Raw genomic sequence first — 18,255 nt, 5'->3', positions numbered from 1 at the left:
AGCTCATTGATTCTTGAGCAACCACTCTCTCCGGGCAAGGCCACGTTCGGTTAGAGTGTACTGAAACCTGCTCGCTCGTCGGGTCCGGCTAAGCAGCCCCTGTCTCCAGTAGCGCATGAGTGCCATCTCGACAGCTTTGTCCGTCAACTTGAGAGTCGTCTCTCTAGCCAAGAGCTCTCGAATGTTCAGACTGTCGAATTCTCGGGTAGATTCGAAGAGTCCGAGTATGCGAATCTTGAGCTCGTTGTAATTCATTCTTGGGAGGGTCGCACGTCAAGCTCATAAAGCTGTTGCGGGAGACGTGATTTTAGTAGTTCTCTTTGCATGTTCCTGAGAGGGCTGGGAGTAACACCTTGTATGGCGTCCCGAGCGTATTGTTTCGGCGAAACACTTTCACTTTCACTCCCGTTTCTCAAAGTAACACCTTGTAGACAGCATGTCGGGACCGAAAATTGTTATATATCAACAACGAAGAATGCTCGGGCTGAGCAATATTGTCCGACCTTGAAGCAGTTCAGAGATCAGTTCAATCAAGCCAACCTACCGGAACCATAGAAGTCATCGTAAGACACAACGGAGCGGAGACCAAGGTCATCGGTAGTCCCGAAAACGTAGTTCGGGAACTTGTCATCTTCTTCTCAAAAGCCTACCCCTCTCTGGAGCTAGCATCGAAGCTCGTACTCTCAGTCGACAGCACAGAGTTTCTGCAAAGCTGCGCAGGGGTCCTCGCCTACTCTCCAGAAGGTCTTGTGATCCTGAAAGATACGGCGACCTTGAAGGATAGAGAGCTCATGATGCTTCACGTCGCTGGAGCCCGCATGTTCTACTTGATGGGGAAAAGGGACAACGACTCAATCTCTCTCGACGAACTAGCAAAAATTACAGGCCGAGTGACTGGGACAATTGCTGGCCGGCTCAGCGAACTGGTAAGGGAGCAACTGATCGAACGAATCGGAAAGGGCTCCTACCGGCTTACGACAATGGGACAGCGCGTCGTCATCCAGACATTGATGCCGAAGGCTGTGCAGTTGCCGGAGAGGTAGAACGCGATGACGGAGCGTCCGAAGGTCAAAGTTCAGATCGAATGGGGAGACATCAAACACACAGTCGAAGGCGATTTGGAGACTGTGGTCCAGGAGGTCATGAGGTTTGCAGCACAGGTTCTGCCCAACTATTCACTCGCATCGAAACTGACATTTTCTCCAGATTACTCGTCGATGGTGGACGATCTCTCCGAGACAGTCAAACTAACACCTGATGGTGAAGCGGTCTTCCTGAAACCAGAAATGTCTGCGGAACAATCGATCTCGCTCGTTCTCCTCGCCACCCGGGTTGCCCATGCCGTGGGCACTCGATCGAGCGTCGATATGAGTCCTGAGAATATCAGCAAAGCTATCGGAAAATCTGTCAAAACAGTACGCAACACCCTCGCGATGATGGCGAAGACAGGCATCGTCGAGCGGACTAACGAGGGAAACTACCGGCTGTCAATTCAGGGAATTCGCAAGTCACACGAGATCGCGAGAGGCGTGACAGCTCGTGCCGCCGCGTCCCAGCATGAAACAAAGGTGACTGCGCCCGGATGATAACAGAGAGGGTGCGGGGACAGGCGGGAGAGGGGGATCTCCCGCCCAATACTGGGGGAATCTAACCTTGCTCCACCGCACCCAGGAATTAACTGAACCCTTAGCACAATTAAAAAGCATACCGGAAGAACTTCAACATCCGATACCCGAAGCGCTACTCCAGCTGTCAACCAAGTCGATGCAATCGCTACGAGGGTCCACACTCAACCCGAGAACGGTGTCCCTTGTCGACATGGGATTGGACGATGGAGACTCTGACGAGCAGTTGGAAATTGGAGCCTCCTCGATTGCAATGGGGTTGAAACGCAGCCCTATCAATCCGTTGAGAGAATCGGTTCCAATCGCGGCCTGCGATGCCTCCAGCGTAAAGATTGGCGAAACCGAGACCGGAATGATCTTCGCAATACGCGCGGTTGCTGTCTGGAGACAGCCCGACAGGATCGCTTTCACACGCTGGGGACCATTGCTATTCCATATTCCCAACTCCGATGGCCAACAAGAAAAGTACCGAGACGACGAGTCACGTGCTTTCGGCGGCCTATCCGTCAAGACCCTACGGGTTCTAACGAAGCTGAGAAATCACGTAGAACGCTGGGTCCAGGAAGAACTCGCAATCACCGTCAAGGATGGTATTGTTTTGCTAGATGGATCGTTGACCGCTGGGACTCCGGACAACCCTTCAAGCAGAGTCCAGCGAATTCTTTCCACTGCCCGCAACAACAACAGCATTGTTATCGCCCTCTCGAAATCAACCCAGCTGACGGTTGGTGGGAGGAATATTCTAGGCTTTTTCGACGCCGAAAAAATCCCCCACATTATCGACATCACCTCTGTTGTCGAGAACGAATATCCAGCCTATCCGATCAGATTCCTCGGACGGGTCTGTGTCTCGAAACTATCACCAGATGGATTTCTGTTCCGAACCGATATTGACCGGGACGCTGATGAACAGCACTCATTGGTTGCGCTGGGCCGAATCGCCGGAACCGATGTTATCTTCCACGGCTACCCAGAGACATTGAGGATCGCCCACATCTTCAGCACGTTCACCGCTAACGAGATTCTCGCCGTCCAGAGATTCGTTGCTAGCAACCATCATGTTAGTCTTCAGGCTCGGCCGAACCTACGACGATCCTTGTTCGGACCCTTTGGAACAAGTAGGTACGTGACATAGATGCGAATCTACCGGAAGGAAGCAGACGAGGTCCAGCTCATAGCCTTCCCGGACGAGCACGTTCACAAGGGCGACTATTTTGTCATCGAGGACCCGGCTCAATCCAGAGGCCTACTTGTCCAAGCGATTGACCTGCAATACGCCAATGTTCCGGGAGTCCTCGAGGACATTCTCCGAGATGTAATGACGGACGGGGAGCTTTCGGGGGAAGACGTGGATCCTTTGAACATTTCCAGCCAGGTAGATGCATTGAAAGATACTAGGCTGGCGGTCTGCAAAATCCGAGGAACAATCGCACAGGATGGGAGCCTCTCACCAACTACGTCCTGGTTGCCATCACGCACCTCATCAAAGATTCGACCGTATGCAGTCAACAAGCTGATAATGAACGGTGGAAAAATGCCGGTCAAGCTTGGACACAACGATGGCGAGACGATAAGCGTAGACGCTAGCGGACTCGACGGCGGTCTCAATATCATCACTGGAAGAAAAGGCTCAGGCAAGTCTCACCTAGCAAAACTACTCCTTCTGTCGATGGCGGGATGGGGAGCACCATGCATTGTCCTTGACGTGAACGGGGAATACATCAACCTACACAAATCGAAGGATGGACGACAATCATCTGCGCGCTTGACCGTTCTAGCCCCTAGAAGTGGCCTAAACTTCTCCATGGCCAAACTCGGACTGAGAACAGTAGCAGGGGTCTTGAGTCACGCCCTCGACCTTCCGGCTACCTCGTCCAAAGTCTTCACCACTATCTGGAAGGATCTGGAAGCTCGGGGAGATCTGACTCTGCCGACCGTTATCCAGGCTGTGCAATCGTGGAGCTGCCACGACAGCGTTCGCGAGGCTCTGACTTCTAGACTGCAGGTCTTGATGGAATCGGGATTGTTTGACGAAGCGAACCCACTGACCGAAGAGCGGATTCTCCACACTATTGAGGGAGGCGGGGTCTTGGTTGTGAACCTGAAGAATCAGAGCCAGATCGTTCGACGCATACTCGTTGAAATATTTCTCGGTGAACTGACCAAGATTCTCTCTTCGAACTGGCTCAAGGCTGCCTTTCTCTTCGCGGAAGAGGCGCACCTGTACTTACGAGATACTTACTGGGATGATATCGTTACGCGGATGAGGCATATTGGATTGTTTACTACTTTCATCACGAACCAGCCGGACACTGTTCAGGAGGCGATCTACAGGCAAGCGGACAATGTGTTCATCTTCAACTTCACAAACGAACATGACATCGAAGCTATTGGTAAGGTGGCGAAGGCGGACAGCGACACGATACGCTACCTTGTCAGAGGAATACCCACCAGACGATGCTTGTTGCTGGGGAATGTTGTGAAGGACTTGCCTCTGATGGTCGACGTGGAACAGCTAGACGTCAGAACAATGGGCGAAACAAGACTCTTCTTCTCTTGATGAGACCCAGCGCAAGAGTACCACGGTTTCGCAGGGTCAGGAAATGGCCCGGTAGTTTATTCTCTGGACATCTGCACTAGATCGGATGGCTGTTTCTTGCTGTTCTCGGAGAGGCTCATTATTCCGCCAGTGAGACTTTGACCTTGCATTCCGTTTGCGGCGAGGATTTGTGCAACGCGCAACGAGGTGGCTCCAGCCATACACACCAACAGGACCTTTCGATTGTCCTTTGGTAGAACATTTCTGATATTGTCGGGTATCTTCTCCGTCGAAATCAACGATTGCACATCGGATGCTCGCGCGACCTTGATCTTGCTCTCATCGCATCCAAGGGACGATGCGACAAGTTTGATCCCGTCCTCCTTCGGAACGAACATGCCGTGAGTCCAGAGAACCTCGCCATAATCCGCCACGCTTGAACTGGCCTGTGGAAGAGTCACTTCGAGGGGAGGGGGTGCCTGCGCTACTGTTCCGAGAGTGCTCCGGTACTTGTCGATACCATCTGCCAACATTACTACAAACTTCTCCCCGACACCATAGTTCAACATCTGTAAGCAAGCGTACAGGGCAAGCGCACTGCTCTCGCCGATGTCGTACCCTCTTCCGACGCAGAAGCGCAGGACTCTTCGGGCTTGCTCGAAGTCCACCTCGTGCTGTCCCGCATACAGAGTTGGATCATAGAATCTCAGCCCCAAGGCCTTGTCCTTGGTCCGTATTCCTGCGACATCTTGGTTGTTGAGCGGAAACACCACGTGAACAGATCTCTTGCCATATTTTTTCTGGATGTACTTGCTGATGCCGGCTGACGTGCCACCCGTACCAAAAGCAGAAACCATTTTGAAATCAGCGAGAGAAAGCCCGCGGTCTTTCAGCTGCTGATCTATTTCCGGCGCTGTTACAGCCTCGTGTGATTTGACGTTCAACTCGTTATCATATTGTTCAGGGCAGAAGCCACCGTAGATCTTAGCTAGCATCTTGGCCAGGTTAATCACGTCCTGTCTCGCAAGGAGAGCTTCGATCTCGGCTCGCGACTTGTCAAACTGCGCCGCGTCCAACCCGAGATCAGCTAACTGTTCACGGACGTTGCTCGCAGTCGCCTTCGCAATGGCCAGGTTCTGATCAAGTGCCAGACCTGGTGCGGGGCAAATGTCGATGTCCAAGTTGACTGCCTTGGCTGAGTTCTTGTTCAGTTCATCTAAGACCCCTCTCTGAAGTTTCCTTGAAACCAAGAAAATGACGTTGATGCCGATCCCTTCGAGCATTCCAAGAGCGATACCGAAATTGCCCGAGGTTGCTTCGAAAACCGTTTGACCAGTTCTTAGCTTGCCGGAAGCAATCGCATCCTCGATGATTTCAACTGCCGGGCGGACTTTGACCGAGCCACCTGCGATCTTGGAGTCGAACTTTCCAAAGACCTTGATGCTCTTCGCAGGGACGTCAAGCCCATATTCGATACGAGCGCACTCGATGAGGGGAGTTGTCAGGTCCTCCAAAGGCGTTGGATTGATGAAAGCCCTGCTTCCGTTTCTCTCGACAGCGTGTGGGACTTTGCTCTTTATCTCGGTTCGGAACATTCTGAGAAGGGCTTCGTCAACTTGAGGTTTAGTAGTCGACTCCTGCATTCCTTATCTAACTGATTGGGGATACGGCTTTATATAACGTATGTCATAAAGGTGCCCTATGACTCAGACCTACAAAGCTCCAGACGTTCCAAGCGATAAGATCACGCCTGAATTCGTTAGGGACGAGTTACTCAGCTGTTTCGAGAGCGCCAATAGAGAGTTCGCCACGCTTCTCAACCAACCAGTCACTGACGAACAGTTGAAGCAACAGGTCAAACAGTTCGTGGAATCAGTGTTCGTCAGCTGTGGCGCGAGCTACACTGACCCAACTAAAGAGGGAATTTTGACGGCTATGAACCAGTGCAGGACCAACGCAGAGCAGATGATGGGGCCGCAGGGCGCGGGGATCATACAACACCACTACGATGAAATGATGAAACTGGTCTACAGACTCCCAGAGCGGCCGGTTTATGTCGCGACATCTCGTCTCGTCTGATAACAATAGGGATGAGGTCGAGAGCCTCCTCTCGTAAGTCATTAGTACGCCCCTCGCCGCAATATCCGCAGAATTGGAGTCTGTCACCCAACAGCTTCACACGCCGAGGGCCGTTCGACTCGACCGCATTGCGGACGAGACGCCTTCAATTCGCTCTTTCTGGTTCAGCGACTCGACCCTACACAATGCCAAGCCGGGCCAGTTTGCAATGGTCTGGGTTCCCGGGGTGGATGAGGTTCCCATGAGCGTGCTGGCAATCCACGGGAGATCGGAGGCAGGTGTCGTGATTAAGAAGGGTGGACCCGTTAGCACCGCGCTCTGGGAAAAAAAGGTCGGCGACAAATTCTGGGTCAGAGGCCCATATGGTCACCCGTTCAGCGTCGGACACCACCACAAGCTACTCGTCGTTGGAGGAGGAACAGGACTCGTTCCCTTGATCTCATTCCTAGTCCATCTAAGGGGACGAGATGTCACATTGATCACAGGAGCGAGAACATCAAGCGAGCTCCTGTTCAAGGACTGGCTACTCAGCGAGAGCAAGGACCATCACTTCAAGCTCCTGTTCGCGACTGACGATGGGACCTACGGGGAAAAGAGCCAGGTTCCGAAGGTCGTCGAGCACGTGTTGAAAGAGGGTAGCTTCGACGCGATATACACTTGTGGACCAGAACCAATGATGAAACTAGTCTACGATCTGGCAATGCAGAAGAGATGTCACATACAAGTCAGCGTAGAGCGGGTGTTCAAGTGTGGAGTTGGAATATGCGCCGCCTGCGTAATTGGCCCTTACCTTGTATGCCACGACGGACCTGTATTCTCGGAAAGAGAGCTCAACGGGATGCCAGAGTTCGGAAAAACCCGAAGAGACTTATCGGGAAAAAAGGTCGCTCTGGGAGCAGGCCACTGAGTATCTCTCTCCGTGTGAGAATCTAGTCAAGGAACGATTAAATATCTCACGACCCCTTTTTAACCCTAAGGAGGAATAGGCAATCCCAACTCACGGCTCGCTAACCAAGGCAGGAAAAGTCAGGCAACAGACTCCGAAGATCCAGGCAATGAACAAACCAGGTCTCTCTCCAAGAGAGAGAGTTAGGCGGAATTCTGAAAAGAGATTCGTCCTCGGCCGAAAACCAGGACAGAACTACATCAGGACCTAAACGGTCCCCGAACGGTCCTGTCTCCTAGGAACCACGGGATCAGAACATCCAGTCCTGATAGTGTTTAGCTTATTAGCTCAGGTACTAACCCTTTCCTGTCGATTGCAGAATGGAAAAAGTCAGTCGCACGCAGCGCGGACTTATGGCACGAGTAGTATTATCAATAATCACTTTGGCCGCATTTTTGGCCGGTTCACTAATCTTCGTAGGCTTCTACACCTCGGGCTATGATCTTTTCCAGAAAATCGTGGTGGTATTGGTTGCCATGATAATCGCCTTTGCGGCTCTAGCGATTCTCTGGGTAACTTGGGCTGGTCGCAGAGGGATGATGGGCTGGTGGAGAGACTAGCTCCGCAACCATTGAACTGACAAGTTCTTAACTAGACCGATCCTGCCAATAATCCCCGCCAAAAACGGCTCGGGGTTCATACTGTGTCTTCGCTAGTCGACGCGTTGCTAATAGTTCAATCGATATTGGTTTTCCTTCTCGCAGGATACGAGTATCTTACCCTGATGCATTTCCCCGCCTTGCCAGAAATTTCCAATTCCCCTCCGAAAAATCTTATGGTGTCGATTGTTCTTCCCGTTCGAGATCAAGCAAACACGGTCTCCGAATGCGTCGCCTCATTGGTCGGATTGGACTATCCCGAGAAAGAGATCATAGTAGTTGATGGAAACTCGACCGATGGGACCCAGGATATACTCAAGCGTTTCAATGGCAAGATCAAGCTCGTCGAGGAAGAGTCTCTTCCACAAGGATGGGTGGGAAAGAACTGGGCCTGCCACTCCGGTTACAAGCAGGCCACCGGTGACCTTCTAATGTTCACAGATGGCGATTCTATTCACGCACGCGACAGTCTAGCGAAGACAGTGAGCTATCTGGAAGCTACAAAGGCCGATCTCGTTACTCTCGCCCCTGCAGCTATTCTTCGAACTTTCTGGGAGAAACTTCTCCAGCCCCCCATATTCTGGCTCATCATGATGTTCGTCGGGGGCAAGTGGGTCAACGACGATCTCAAGCCGCGTTGGGCTCTCGGAAATGGGCAATACATGCTCTTCCGACGCGAGGCTTACGACAAAGTGGGCGGACACGACGCGGTCAGGGATAGGATTTCGGAGGACTACTCGCTGGGCAGGCTGATCAAAGCGAAAGGTCTCAGACTAAGAATTGTCACAGCCTCTGACTCCCTGGCGGTCCGGATGTACTCTAGTCTTCCGGAGATCTGGCGTGGATGGAGGAAGAATTTCTATTCAGTTTCAGGAAACCATCCACTTTTTCGCGCCGCGTACCGATTGTTACTGCTCTTCACCTTTCTCGTCTTGCCCTTCATCGTGCTCGGATACGGCGTATACCTTGCCCCATCGCAGCCCTTGAACGCTTACCTCCTCACAGGCGGTTTCATGGCCTTCTTCCTATGGCTCGGAATTATCATTCTTGACCGATCGATAGGGGTCAGTCCTCTCTATGCTCTACTGCTCCCCTTCGCCGTCCTCTTCTACATTGGCATAGGAGTCGACTCGACTGTCAGAGGAGCGCTAGGAATGGGCTTTTCTTGGAAGGGCCGTGTATACGGAAAACCCATAACTGGACAGCTCAAACCCACGGCTGCTTGAGAAGCACAGGCGGAATATTGGTAGATTGAGCCAAACGACTGACATCGTCTCCACAGAAATAATCGAGCGCCTTCTCAGTCTTGACCATCCCTCTCGCGAAGACATCAATCGAATCAAGATTGAAGTGTGCCGGTCGCATCGTTCGCCAACTGTTCCTCCTAACTCCGATCTTCTCCAACGGGTCCCTGACTCAGCCCTCCTCAGACTCAAGCCCCTGCTTACTGCAAAACTGGTCCGTAGTGCGAGTGGAGTAATCACCGTTGCTGTGATGCCCAAGCCTTACGCTTGCCCCCACGGAAAATGCACATACTGCCCAGGCGGGCCCGAAGTCGGGGTCCCGAGAGCCTACACAGGACAGGAGCCCGCGGTAATGCGAGCTCTTGAGAACGGTTACGATCCCTACCTCCAGGTTCAGAGTAGAATCATTCAGCTACGCGCGATGGGACACCTGGTGGGCAAAGTAGAGCTGATCCTTGTCGGCGGAACCTTCCCTTTCCTGCCCCGAACATACCAGGAAGATTTCGTCAAAAGATGTCTCGACGCGTTGAATGGCGTTGACTCGGCTTCTTTGAAGGAAGCGAAGAATATCGCTGAATCGGCAAAGATTAGGAACGTGGGGATTACTGTCGAGACCCGGCCTGACTGGTCGCGCGTCGGTCATGTTGATCACATGCTCTCCATGGGTGTGACACGAGTTGAGATTGGAGTTCAGACCCTGTATGATGATGTGTATGAGAAAATTCATCGAGATCACACCGTCGCTGATGTCGTTGCGTCTACGCAGATTTTGAAAGATTCAGGAATCAAGGTCGGCTATCATATGATGCTCGGACTCCCAGGCTGTGACCCCAGGCGGGATCTTGATGCGTTCCGGAGAATTTTTGCAGACTCAGATTTCAAGCCTGACATGTTGAAGATCTATCCGTGTCTGGTTACGCCTGGAACAGAGCTCTACGAGGAATGGAAGAGAGGAGAGTACAAGCCATATTCCACAGAAGAATCCGCGCACCTCATCGCAAAGGTCAAGCAGTTTGTTCCACGCTGGGTCCGGATCATGAGGATACAGAGAGAGATACCTGTTGATGGGATATCTGACGGTGTGAAACACGGAAATCTCCGCCAGCTTGTCCAACAGGAACTCACGCGTCGGGGCATGAAGTGTCATTGTATCCGGTGCCGAGAGGTCGGGATCTATTACCTTAGGAATGGCGAAAGTCCCGACTTGGAACAAGTTCAGCTCAAGCGAGTCGACTACGACGGATCTGGAGGAACCGACATTTTCCTGTCGGTCGAAGATCCCGAGTATGACATCCTCGTTGGATATGTTCGAGTCAGAATGCCGACCGAGAAAGCACACAGGCCTGAAATCGCTCAACAGAACACGGCAATCATCAGGGAATTGCACGTATTCGGACAGACGGTTCCGGTGGGAGACAGGTTGGCCAGAGGGTTTCAGCACAAGGGCTACGGATCGAAGCTTCTTGCAGAAGCAGAACGAATCTCCTGCGAAGAATACGATAGGAAGAAAATGCTAGTCATTAGCGCTCTCGGCACCAAAGGGTATTACTCGCGCTTCGGCTACACGCACGACGGTCCTTACGTGTCCAAGAGCATGGCGTAAGAATCCTTAACCGGATACATCGCCCACTGACCCACCCTGAAGACGTGTTGCACGAATGAGAGTCCGAGAGCTAGAGGGATACCATGGGCGTGTGCTTCAAAAGTTACGGAAATCAAGGACCAGAATCGGTAGCATCATCCGACTCACCTCGAAGTCAGGCGAAGTTTTCGAAGGGACCCTAATTCCGCGATCGGAGTACTCTGATCCCACTCACATAGTCTTGAAGATGAAAAACGGATACAATGTAGGCATTTCACTTGACAGAACGGAAAAGCTTGAGGTAATTGGAGAGGGGGAGAAACCTCACTTCACCAAGTCTCCTCCACCAGCTATTCATTCTGGGTTACCCAAAGTCGGCATCATTAGCACTGGCGGGACCATTGCTAGCAGGGTCGACTATCGCACTGGTGCCGTGCAACCTGCCCTCACAGCCGCCGATCTCGCAAGCGTGGTCCCTGAACTCTCATCAATTGCAGAGATAGATGCTCACATACTTTTCAGCGAGTATAGCGAGAACATAGGCCCGACACATTGGAAGGGTATGGCCGAAGAAGTCGCCAAGCGAATAGCCGACGGCGCAGAAGGTGTGGTCATTAGTCATGGAACAGACACATTGCACTATACTGCGGCGGCTTTGAGTTTCGCGCTCGCAAACCTGCCAGTCCCAGTCCTACTCGTAGGTGCTCAGCGATCTTCTGACCGGCCCAGCTCAGACGCCGCCTCCAATCTCACTGGAGCAATTGCCCTGGCCGGTCGAGCCGACATGGCAGCGGTAGGTGTTGCCGTGCACCGAGACCTATCTGATCAAATAATTGTGGCTCATCAAGGCACTAGGGTTCGAAAATGTCACACGAGTCGGCGAGATGCCTTCAAGTCCATCAACTCTAGTCCTCTGGCAAGTTACGATCTGAAGACCGGCCAAATCGAAATGACGAATGGAGTCCCGAAAAGGGACAAATCTCGAAAGGTTGTCGCGAAGTCTCGTTTTGACCAAAACGCATACTTGATCAAGTTCTACCCAGGGTTCAACCCTGGCATGATCGACTTAGCCATTTCCGATGGAGCCCGAGGAGTAGTGATTGAGGGAACGGGACTAGGGCATGTTTCGAGATCCCTGTTTGACTCTTTGAAGAAGGCATTGCAAAAACAGGTTCCAGTTTTCATGACCTCTCAGACGATATGGGGGCGCGTCGATATGAATGTCTACAACACTGGACGAGACTTACTCAATCTCGGAGTCACCCCTCTCGAAGACATGATCCCCGAAACGGCTGTCGTCAAGCTGATGTGGGTTGCCGCCCAGACCAAATCAGCCAGCAAGATTCGAAAACTGATGCTTCAACCGATCGCAGGAGAAATGACCCCAAGGACACTAGTGGAGGCTTCATAGTCGCCCATAGACTATCGCGCGGTCGGCCTCAAAGTCGGCGTCGAGATACACAGACAGCTAGACACTAAGCACAAGCTCTTCTGCGGTTGCCCAACAATTCTATCAGCAAAGCCCCCCACGATCTCCTTCGAACGGAAACTCAGGCCTACACAAAGCGAGCTAGGCCAGATTGATCCAGCAGCTCTCTTTGAGTTCCACAAGGGCAAGACCATTACTTACGAGGCTGATCCCGAAACCACTTGTCTCGTTGAGCTTGACGAAGAACCCCCGCATCTGCTGAACCCGGAAGCATTGGATGTCGCCCTTACTATGAGCATGCTACTTCATGCGAAGCCGTTGGACGAGATTCACGTCATGCGGAAAGTAGTGATTGATGGGTCCAACACAACTGGATTCCAGCGCACAGCGGTCATCGCCCTGAACGGATCATTAACCGTGGGCGGAGTAGAAGTTCCGATAGAGCAAGTAACGCTCGAAGAAGACGCGGCACGAAAAACAGGCGACACAAAGACCTCGGTGATCTTTCGCCTAGATCGGCTCGGAGTTCCGCTGATAGAAGTCTCAACTGGACCAATAATCCATGATCCAGATCAAGCGGGAGAAGTTGCTTTCGCCATAGGCCGAATCCTCCGAGCAACAAAGAAGGTAAAACGAGGTCTAGGAAGCATTAGGCAGGACCTCAACGTATCAATCAAGAACGGTGCCATTATCGAGATCAAAGGCGTTCAAGAGCTCGAACTCGTTTCTAAGGCGGTGGGCTACGAGGTTCAGAGGCAGCGCGAACTTCTCGAGATCAGAGATGAACTCCAACAGAGAAACATCAAGGCTTCAGCTCTCAAAGAGGAATTCGAGGACGTCACCAATATACTCTCAAGCTCGCAGTCGAAGATCGTCCAATCTGCTCTCAATCAAGGAGGCGTAGCATTAGCCCTGAAACTTCCGGGTTTCAAAGGACTGCTCAAACGGGAATTAATTCCCAATGTTCGACTGGGGACTGAGATGGCCAAGCGCGCGGTCTTCTGGGGCCGAGTCGGAGGAATTTTCCACTCAGATGAACTCCCCTCATATGGTATAGATTCAAGTCACGTAGAAGAGATTGCGAAAAGACTTGGGTGTGGGGACCTCGACGGGTTTGTCATCATAACTGACCGTCTCGATAATGCAAAAGACGGTTTGAAGGCTGTAGCAGAACGTGCTCGGGAGGCCGTGGAAAGGGTTCCCGAAGAAACGAGGGCGGCAAACCCTGACGGGACCACTGTCTATCTTCGCCCAAGGCCTGGAGCCGCTAGAATGTATCCCGAGACGGATGTCCCGCCCGTTCAGGTTGGCCAGGACCGACTTGAACAGATCTGGGAGAACCTTCCCCGAATGCCCGAGGAGCTCGCCAAGGAACTGGGGAAAAAATACGATCTCAGCTCCAAGCTAGCCACTCAGCTCGTGGATTCTGATTATCTTCCGGCATTCGAGGAGATTGTCGCAAGAACAAAAAGGGTCGCGCCAAGCTTTGTGGCAACAATCCTCACCGAATCTCTGAGAAGCTTGCAAAGGGAGCAAGTGCCTGTGGAGAATGTTCGGGAAGACCAGCTCAAGCGAGCGTTCGACCTGGTATCGATGGGAGTAACCGCAAAAGAGTCAGTTCTCGACGTTCTAAAATGGCTCGCACTTCATCCAGATGGAACCGCGGAAGAAGCCGTCAATATGCTGAAGCTTCGAATGCTAACCAGATCGGACCTCGAGAATATTATCAGTGAGATCGTCGAATCGAACCGGTCTCTCGTTGAAGAGAATGGTGCCAAGGCCCTCGGACGAATGATGAAATTGGTAATGGGAGAAGTGAGGGGACGAGCGGACCCGGGGCAAGTCACCGAGCTGCTTCGGACCCGATTGGAACACGTCAAAGCATGACAACCACAAAGGACGAGTTGAAGGTCGAAGATATTGCTCTTGACGATCTCGACAAGAAGATACTGCATTGGTATCTTATCGATGCTCGCCTATCCTACAGGGAGTTAGCGCACAAGCTTGGCGTTTCCACAAGCACAGTTCAATCTAGAACAGCGAAGCTAGAGAAGGCCGGGATCATAAGAGGATATTCAGCCCTGTTCGATCACGACAAGATCGGCTTCCAGCTCACCGCGATCACAGAGGTAAGCGTCGCCAAGGGCAAACTCCTCGAACTAGAGAAGGAGGTTGCAAAGATGCCGCAAGTTCTAGCAGTCTACGACGTTACCGGGCTCACCGATGCTATGGTCATTGCGAAGTTCAGGAGCAGAGACGACCTGAGCAAGTTCACCAAGGCACTCCTGGCAATGCCATTCGTTGAACGGACTAACACTCACATTGTTCTTACGACCGTAAAGGAAGATTTTCGTCTTCTCTAGTCGGACCTGACGCGCGTGGCTTCTTTCAAAGACCGAACCCTCTTCTTGAGCTCGGTCTCAGACCCGCCAGGGTCATCGAGGTGGTTTTCGACAATTCTGACCAGCGCACTCCCAACGATTGCCCCGTCGGCTCCGGATTGGATGACAGCGGAAACGTGTTCGGGCTGCGAGATGCCAAATCCTGCTGAAACCGGAATCTTTCCCCTCGACAAGGACTTTACCATCTTGATAGCTTCGAGCGCCTGCGGGCTGAGCAAGTCCCGGGGACCTGTGACACCGTAGAGTGAGACGAGATAGAGGAAGCCCTTCGATTTATCGAGAACCGCTCGCAGTCTAGTCGTAGAAGTGTTCGGTGCCGCTAGGTAGATGTTATCGACGTTGTGTTTCAAAGATAGGTTCCTGAACTCGTCGCTCTCTTCAACCGGCAAGTCCGGGACAACGATCCCATCAACACCGTTTTCGCGGGCTTTCTTCAGGAAGCGGTCCAAGCCCATCGCAAGAATAGGATTGTAGTAGCTCAGAACCACAAACGGGACCGGAAATCTTGACGAGAGCTCTCCGATAATGTTCAGGATACCCGCGGGGGTGGCCCCTTGAGATAAGGCTCGCATGCTTGAAGCCTGTATAACCGGACCATCTGCAATAGGGTCAGAAAATGGGATCCCCACCTCGACGATGTCAGCTCCACCTTCTATCAAAGCCGCAGAGTTAGCAATGAACGATTTCGAGTCCGGGTCGCCACCTGTCAAGTAAACAACCAGCGCTCCCTCTTTGCGGCCCTGAAGTTCTCGGAACTTCACTTCTATCCGATCGTCATTGTGAGAGGTGCTTGGCAATTATCTCCACATCCTTGTCGCCTCTGCCTGAAAGGTTGACGATGATCGAATCCTTTGTACTGAGATTCTGCGCCAACTTCATCGCGTAACTGATAGCGTGGGCAGATTCCAAAGCAGGCATGATCCCCTCCAGTTGTGACAGGATCTTGAACGCGTCCAGAGCCTCTTCATCGGACGCTGTGACATACTTGGCCCGACCTGCGGTCATCAGGAAAGCGTGTTCCGGCCCCACTCCGGGATAGTCGAGCCCCGCTGAAATGCTCCGAGTCGTCTGCACTTGCCCAACTTCGTCCTGCAGAACATACGTCATCATGCCGTGCAGGACCCCTTCGCGTCCGGCAACCAGCGGCGCAGCGTTTTGTCCAGGCGACAAGCTTTCCCCTCCAGCCTCGACCCCATACAGGTCAACCTCAAGATCATGCAAGAACGAATGGAAGATTCCAATCGAGTTGCTCCCCCCACCGACGCACGCAACAACGGCCTTCGGGAGCTTGCCGTCGGTTCGTAAGATCTGCTTTCGCGCTTCTTTCCCGATCACACTCTGAAAGTCCCGCACCATCGTAGGGTAAGGATGTGGGCCCACGACCGATCCTAGGAGATAGTACGTATCCTGAACGTTTGTAACCCAGTCCCTCAATGCTTCATTGATTGCATCCTTCAAGGTCTTGGATCCGGACTCGACTGGGTGCACTTTGGCACCTAGCATCTTCATCCTGTACACGTTCAGTTTCTGGCGGTCCATGTCCTCATTCCCCATGTAGACTTCGGCCTTCAAATCTAGAGCTGCGCATGCCATTGCAGTGGCGACCCCATGTTGTCCTGCCCCGGTTTCAGCGATGATCCTCTGCTTCCCCATTTTCTTCGCTAGGAGGACTTGGCCGAGAGTATTGTTGATCTTGTGCGCGCCCCCATGTAATAGATCCTCTCTTTTCAAGTAAATCCTAGCGCCTCCAACATGTCTAGTCAAATTGCTAGCAAGGTAGAGCGGCGTCGGTCTTCCGGCGAAGCAGTCCAGCCAGCCCGCCAATTCCTTCTTGAACGAGGGGTCGTGCGAGAACCGGTTGTACGCCTCCTCAAGCGCTCTCAGCGGCTCCATCAAGGTCTCAGGAACATACTGCCCTCCATATTTTCCGAACTTGCCCGGCTTGGAACGCGTTCTAGGTTCAGCGGGTTTCTTCAAGCGCCGACCAGCTCCCTTACCTTGCCCTCGATGTCTGGCGATTTCATTATCGAAGTTCCAACAAGAAAAGCCCTAGCGCCGGCGGCTTTGAGCCGTCGAATATCAAGGGGAGATTCTATCCCGCTCTCAGAAACGACCGGCCTATCCATGTTGACGTTTTCTGCAAGGATCCTCTCAGTAGTCGACAGGTCCAATTGGAAAGTAGACAGATTGCGGTTGTTGATACCGTAGAGGTCCGGTCTGAACCTCCGGAGGCTTTCAAACTCGCTAGCGCTGTTCGCTTCTACTAAGACCTCCAGCCCAAGCCGATTAGCTTCAAGAATCATACTATCGAGCCCAACGTTAGACAATTTCCTACTGAACACTTCAGAAATCAATACGACCGCACTGGCTCCCGCCCTCGCTCCAGCATGGAGCTGCTTGGGTGACACTATGATGTCCTTCATTATCAAGAGCGCTCTTGTCTCCCGGCTGATCGTAACCAATGTTTCCAAATTGCCCTCGAAGTTTTCAGGATCCGTAAGAATCGAGATCGCGCATGCTCCACCGTTCAGCATTCCCTTCGCGATCTGAAGAGGGCTTCCAGATTCTCTGATCTTTCCAGCGGATGGAGAAGCGTATTTTATCTCCGTGATGACCGGCGTCTTTCTGCTTTCTTGGATCGCTTTGACCAAGCCTCTCGAAGACGCGTTGGCAGTTCCACCATCGTCATAGTAGCCTCGTTTGACTCTGGCTCTGGCTTTTGCGGCGAGCTCAGGCAAATGGTCTACCAAGAATGTCAGGCCAAGTTCTTGAGTCGCTGAGTGTCTCCGCCGGAGAACTCTACAAGCTCATACAGTGTTCGGAAGGGCTTTCCGTCAATCACAACTTTGGAAGCTATCTCGACTCCTTCTCTAAGGGTCTGGGCTCTTTCGCACAGGACGAGTCCTGCTGCCGCGTTTGCCAAGACCATTTGTACGCGGGGATCACTATGATCTAGATGTCCGGATAGAATCTTGGCGGTAAGACGTGCGTTTTCCACTGGGTCCGAACCGGCAACCTCCTCAGCGGTGCTTCTCTTGAACCCTAGATCCTCTGGCTCCACCTCCTCTCGGAATATTCTTCCGTTTTGACGTCTTACGATGTTTGTCTTGCCCGTGATGGAAATCTCATCCACTCCATCGAGCCCATAGACTGTCATCACGGATTTCGCTCCCAAGTTGTGCGCCGCAAGGCACATTGGCTCTAGAATCTCACTGTCGTAGACTCCTATCAACTGGGCGTTTGCCCCTGCAGGGTTCGTTAAGGGGCCGAGGATGTTGAATACGGTTCGTACGCCTATTTCGCGTCTCACCGAGGCCACGTTTTTCATCGCTGGATGGAAGTTGGGTGCGAACATGAACCCGATTCCGATCTCTTCGATCGCTCTCTCGACCAAATCCGGTTCCATGTTCATGTTCAGACCCAATTGTTCGAGAACGTCCGCGCTTCCGCATTTGCTTGTGAACGATCGATTGCCATGTTTTGCCACATGGACCCCGGCTGCCGCGATTACGAAAGCAGAGGTGGTGCTGACATTGAACGTTTTTGTTCTATCTCCGCCGGTCCCGCAAGTATCCAACAGGTAACCATTTATTTTCGGGTGGATTTTCCGGCTGAATTCCCGCATTACCTGCGCTAGGGCAGCGACTTCGTCAGCTGTCTCCCGCTTCTTTTTCAGCCCTATTAGAAAGGCTGAAACCTGCGATGGGGTCGCCTCTCCAGACATGATTTCTTTCATAGTAGCTTTGGCCTGGTCGGATGTCAATTCGTGGTTTTCTAGGAGTAGAGGGATGCATTCTTTGATCATTCGAG

At 52.4% G+C, this 18,255-nt stretch carries 19 protein-coding genes; 13 read left to right on the top strand and 6 right to left on the bottom strand.

Going from position 1 to position 18,255, the window contains the following annotated elements:
- Positions 1 to 3: 3 nt before the first annotated feature.
- Positions 4 to 255, bottom strand: a complete 252-nt coding sequence (locus VGS11_06155; protein ID HEV2119671.1) for a hypothetical protein — start codon at positions 253 to 255, stop codon at positions 4 to 6.
- A 239-nt stretch (positions 256 to 494) separates the two neighbouring features.
- On the opposite strand from VGS11_06155, the gene VGS11_06150 reads away from it, so the two are divergent.
- The 4 genes from VGS11_06150 to VGS11_06135 all read left to right on the top strand — a co-directional run bounded on the left by VGS11_06150 (position 495) and on the right by VGS11_06135 (position 4,185).
- Complete coding sequence (locus tag VGS11_06150; protein ID HEV2119670.1) at positions 495 to 1,043, top strand: hypothetical protein; 549 nt, start codon at positions 495 to 497, stop codon at positions 1,041 to 1,043.
- Positions 1,044 to 1,049: 6 nt separating this feature from the next.
- Entirely contained in the window at positions 1,050 to 1,586 is a 537-nt protein-coding gene (locus VGS11_06145; GenBank protein HEV2119669.1) for a hypothetical protein, read from the top strand.
- Between the two features lie 178 nt (positions 1,587 to 1,764).
- Entirely contained in the window at positions 1,765 to 2,760 is a 996-nt protein-coding gene (locus tag VGS11_06140) for a DNA double-strand break repair nuclease NurA (protein HEV2119668.1), read from the top strand.
- Positions 2,761 to 4,185, top strand: coding sequence for a DUF87 domain-containing protein (locus VGS11_06135; GenBank protein ID HEV2119667.1), 1,425 nt, complete (start codon positions 2,761 to 2,763; stop codon positions 4,183 to 4,185).
- A 56-nt stretch (positions 4,186 to 4,241) separates the two neighbouring features.
- On the opposite strand, the gene VGS11_06130 is transcribed toward VGS11_06135, so the two are convergent.
- Positions 4,242 to 5,807 (bottom strand): pyridoxal-phosphate dependent enzyme, encoded by a 1,566-nt coding sequence (locus VGS11_06130; protein HEV2119666.1) that lies wholly within the window; start codon positions 5,805 to 5,807, stop codon positions 4,242 to 4,244.
- Positions 5,808 to 5,865: 58 nt separating this feature from the next.
- Here VGS11_06130 and VGS11_06125 point away from each other — a divergent pair, with 58 nt between their 5' ends.
- The 9 genes from VGS11_06125 (at position 5,866) to VGS11_06085 (ending at position 14,406) form a co-directional block, all read left to right on the top strand.
- Entirely contained in the window at positions 5,866 to 6,243 is a 378-nt protein-coding gene (locus VGS11_06125; protein ID HEV2119665.1) for a hypothetical protein, read from the top strand.
- Between the two features lie 73 nt (positions 6,244 to 6,316).
- Entirely contained in the window at positions 6,317 to 7,150 is an 834-nt protein-coding gene (locus VGS11_06120) for a dihydroorotate dehydrogenase electron transfer subunit (GenBank protein ID HEV2119664.1), read from the top strand.
- An 82-nt stretch (positions 7,151 to 7,232) separates the two neighbouring features.
- Positions 7,233 to 7,400 (top strand): 30S ribosomal protein S30e, encoded by a 168-nt coding sequence (locus tag VGS11_06115; GenBank protein HEV2119663.1) that lies wholly within the window; start codon positions 7,233 to 7,235, stop codon positions 7,398 to 7,400.
- A gap of 109 nt (positions 7,401 to 7,509) precedes the next feature.
- Positions 7,510 to 7,749: a hypothetical protein gene (locus tag VGS11_06110; protein ID HEV2119662.1), complete on the top strand. Its 240-nt coding sequence runs from the start codon at positions 7,510 to 7,512 to the stop codon at positions 7,747 to 7,749.
- Positions 7,750 to 7,832: 83 nt separating this feature from the next.
- Positions 7,833 to 9,014 (top strand): glycosyltransferase, encoded by a 1,182-nt coding sequence (locus VGS11_06105; protein ID HEV2119661.1) that lies wholly within the window; start codon positions 7,833 to 7,835, stop codon positions 9,012 to 9,014.
- A gap of 25 nt (positions 9,015 to 9,039) precedes the next feature.
- Complete coding sequence (locus VGS11_06100; protein ID HEV2119660.1) at positions 9,040 to 10,635, top strand: tRNA uridine(34) 5-carboxymethylaminomethyl modification radical SAM/GNAT enzyme Elp3; 1,596 nt, start codon at positions 9,040 to 9,042, stop codon at positions 10,633 to 10,635.
- A gap of 55 nt (positions 10,636 to 10,690) precedes the next feature.
- Positions 10,691 to 12,025 carry a Glu-tRNA(Gln) amidotransferase subunit GatD gene (gatD, locus tag VGS11_06095; GenBank protein ID HEV2119659.1) on the top strand — a complete coding sequence of 445 codons (1,335 nt, stop codon included), beginning with the start codon at positions 10,691 to 10,693 and terminating at the stop codon, positions 12,023 to 12,025.
- A gap of 6 nt (positions 12,026 to 12,031) precedes the next feature.
- A complete protein-coding gene (gatE, locus tag VGS11_06090) occupies positions 12,032 to 13,930 on the top strand; it encodes a Glu-tRNA(Gln) amidotransferase subunit GatE (protein HEV2119658.1) in 1,899 nt (632 codons plus the stop codon).
- Positions 13,927 to 14,406 (top strand): Lrp/AsnC family transcriptional regulator, encoded by a 480-nt coding sequence (locus tag VGS11_06085; GenBank protein HEV2119657.1) that lies wholly within the window; start codon positions 13,927 to 13,929, stop codon positions 14,404 to 14,406. The genes gatE and VGS11_06085 overlap by 4 nt, the downstream gene beginning before the upstream one ends.
- On the opposite strand, the gene trpA is transcribed toward VGS11_06085, so the two are convergent.
- From trpA to trpD, 4 genes are all read right to left on the bottom strand, one after another.
- Entirely contained in the window at positions 14,403 to 15,242 is an 840-nt protein-coding gene (trpA, locus tag VGS11_06080) for a tryptophan synthase subunit alpha (GenBank protein HEV2119656.1), read from the bottom strand. The genes VGS11_06085 and trpA overlap by 4 nt on opposite strands.
- Entirely contained in the window at positions 15,220 to 16,338 is a 1,119-nt protein-coding gene (gene trpB, locus VGS11_06075; protein HEV2119655.1) for a tryptophan synthase subunit beta, read from the bottom strand. Before trpB ends, trpA begins: the two co-directional genes overlap by 23 nt.
- An 80-nt stretch (positions 16,339 to 16,418) precedes the next feature.
- Positions 16,419 to 17,195 carry an indole-3-glycerol-phosphate synthase gene (locus tag VGS11_06070; GenBank protein ID HEV2119654.1) on the bottom strand — a complete coding sequence of 259 codons (777 nt, stop codon included), beginning with the start codon at positions 17,193 to 17,195 and terminating at the stop codon, positions 16,419 to 16,421.
- 5 nt (positions 17,196 to 17,200) lie between these two features.
- A complete protein-coding gene (gene trpD, locus VGS11_06065) occupies positions 17,201 to 18,250 on the bottom strand; it encodes an anthranilate phosphoribosyltransferase (protein HEV2119653.1) in 1,050 nt (349 codons plus the stop codon).
- Between the last annotated feature and the right edge of the window lie 5 nt (positions 18,251 to 18,255).

This window comes from Candidatus Bathyarchaeia archaeon, from assembly GCA_035935655.1.
Classification (GTDB): domain Archaea; phylum Thermoproteota; class Bathyarchaeia; order 40CM-2-53-6; family 40CM-2-53-6; genus 40CM-2-53-6.
The sequence above is the reverse complement of the archived record's forward strand: the minus strand, read 5'-3'. Positions and strand labels throughout refer to the sequence as shown.

Coding starts and splice junctions, on each gene's coding strand:
- VGS11_06130 (HEV2119666.1), bottom strand. CDS start 5,807: ATGCAGGAGTCGACTACTAAACCTCAAGTTGACGAAGCCCTTCTCAGA.
- gatD (HEV2119659.1), top strand. CDS start 10,691: ATGAGAGTCCGAGAGCTAGAGGGATACCATGGGCGTGTGCTTCAAAAG.
- VGS11_06145 (HEV2119669.1), top strand. CDS start 1,050: ATGACGGAGCGTCCGAAGGTCAAAGTTCAGATCGAATGGGGAGACATC.
- trpD (HEV2119653.1), bottom strand. CDS start 18,250: ATGATCAAAGAATGCATCCCTCTACTCCTAGAAAACCACGAATTGACA.
- VGS11_06125 (HEV2119665.1), top strand. CDS start 5,866: ATGACTCAGACCTACAAAGCTCCAGACGTTCCAAGCGATAAGATCACG.
- VGS11_06085 (HEV2119657.1), top strand. CDS start 13,927: ATGACAACCACAAAGGACGAGTTGAAGGTCGAAGATATTGCTCTTGAC.
- VGS11_06155 (HEV2119671.1), bottom strand. CDS start 255: ATGAATTACAACGAGCTCAAGATTCGCATACTCGGACTCTTCGAATCT.
- trpB (HEV2119655.1), bottom strand. CDS start 16,338: ATGGAGCCGCTGAGAGCGCTTGAGGAGGCGTACAACCGGTTCTCGCAC.
- VGS11_06140 (HEV2119668.1), top strand. CDS start 1,765: ATGCAATCGCTACGAGGGTCCACACTCAACCCGAGAACGGTGTCCCTT.
- VGS11_06110 (HEV2119662.1), top strand. CDS start 7,510: ATGGAAAAAGTCAGTCGCACGCAGCGCGGACTTATGGCACGAGTAGTA.
- VGS11_06135 (HEV2119667.1), top strand. CDS start 2,761: ATGCGAATCTACCGGAAGGAAGCAGACGAGGTCCAGCTCATAGCCTTC.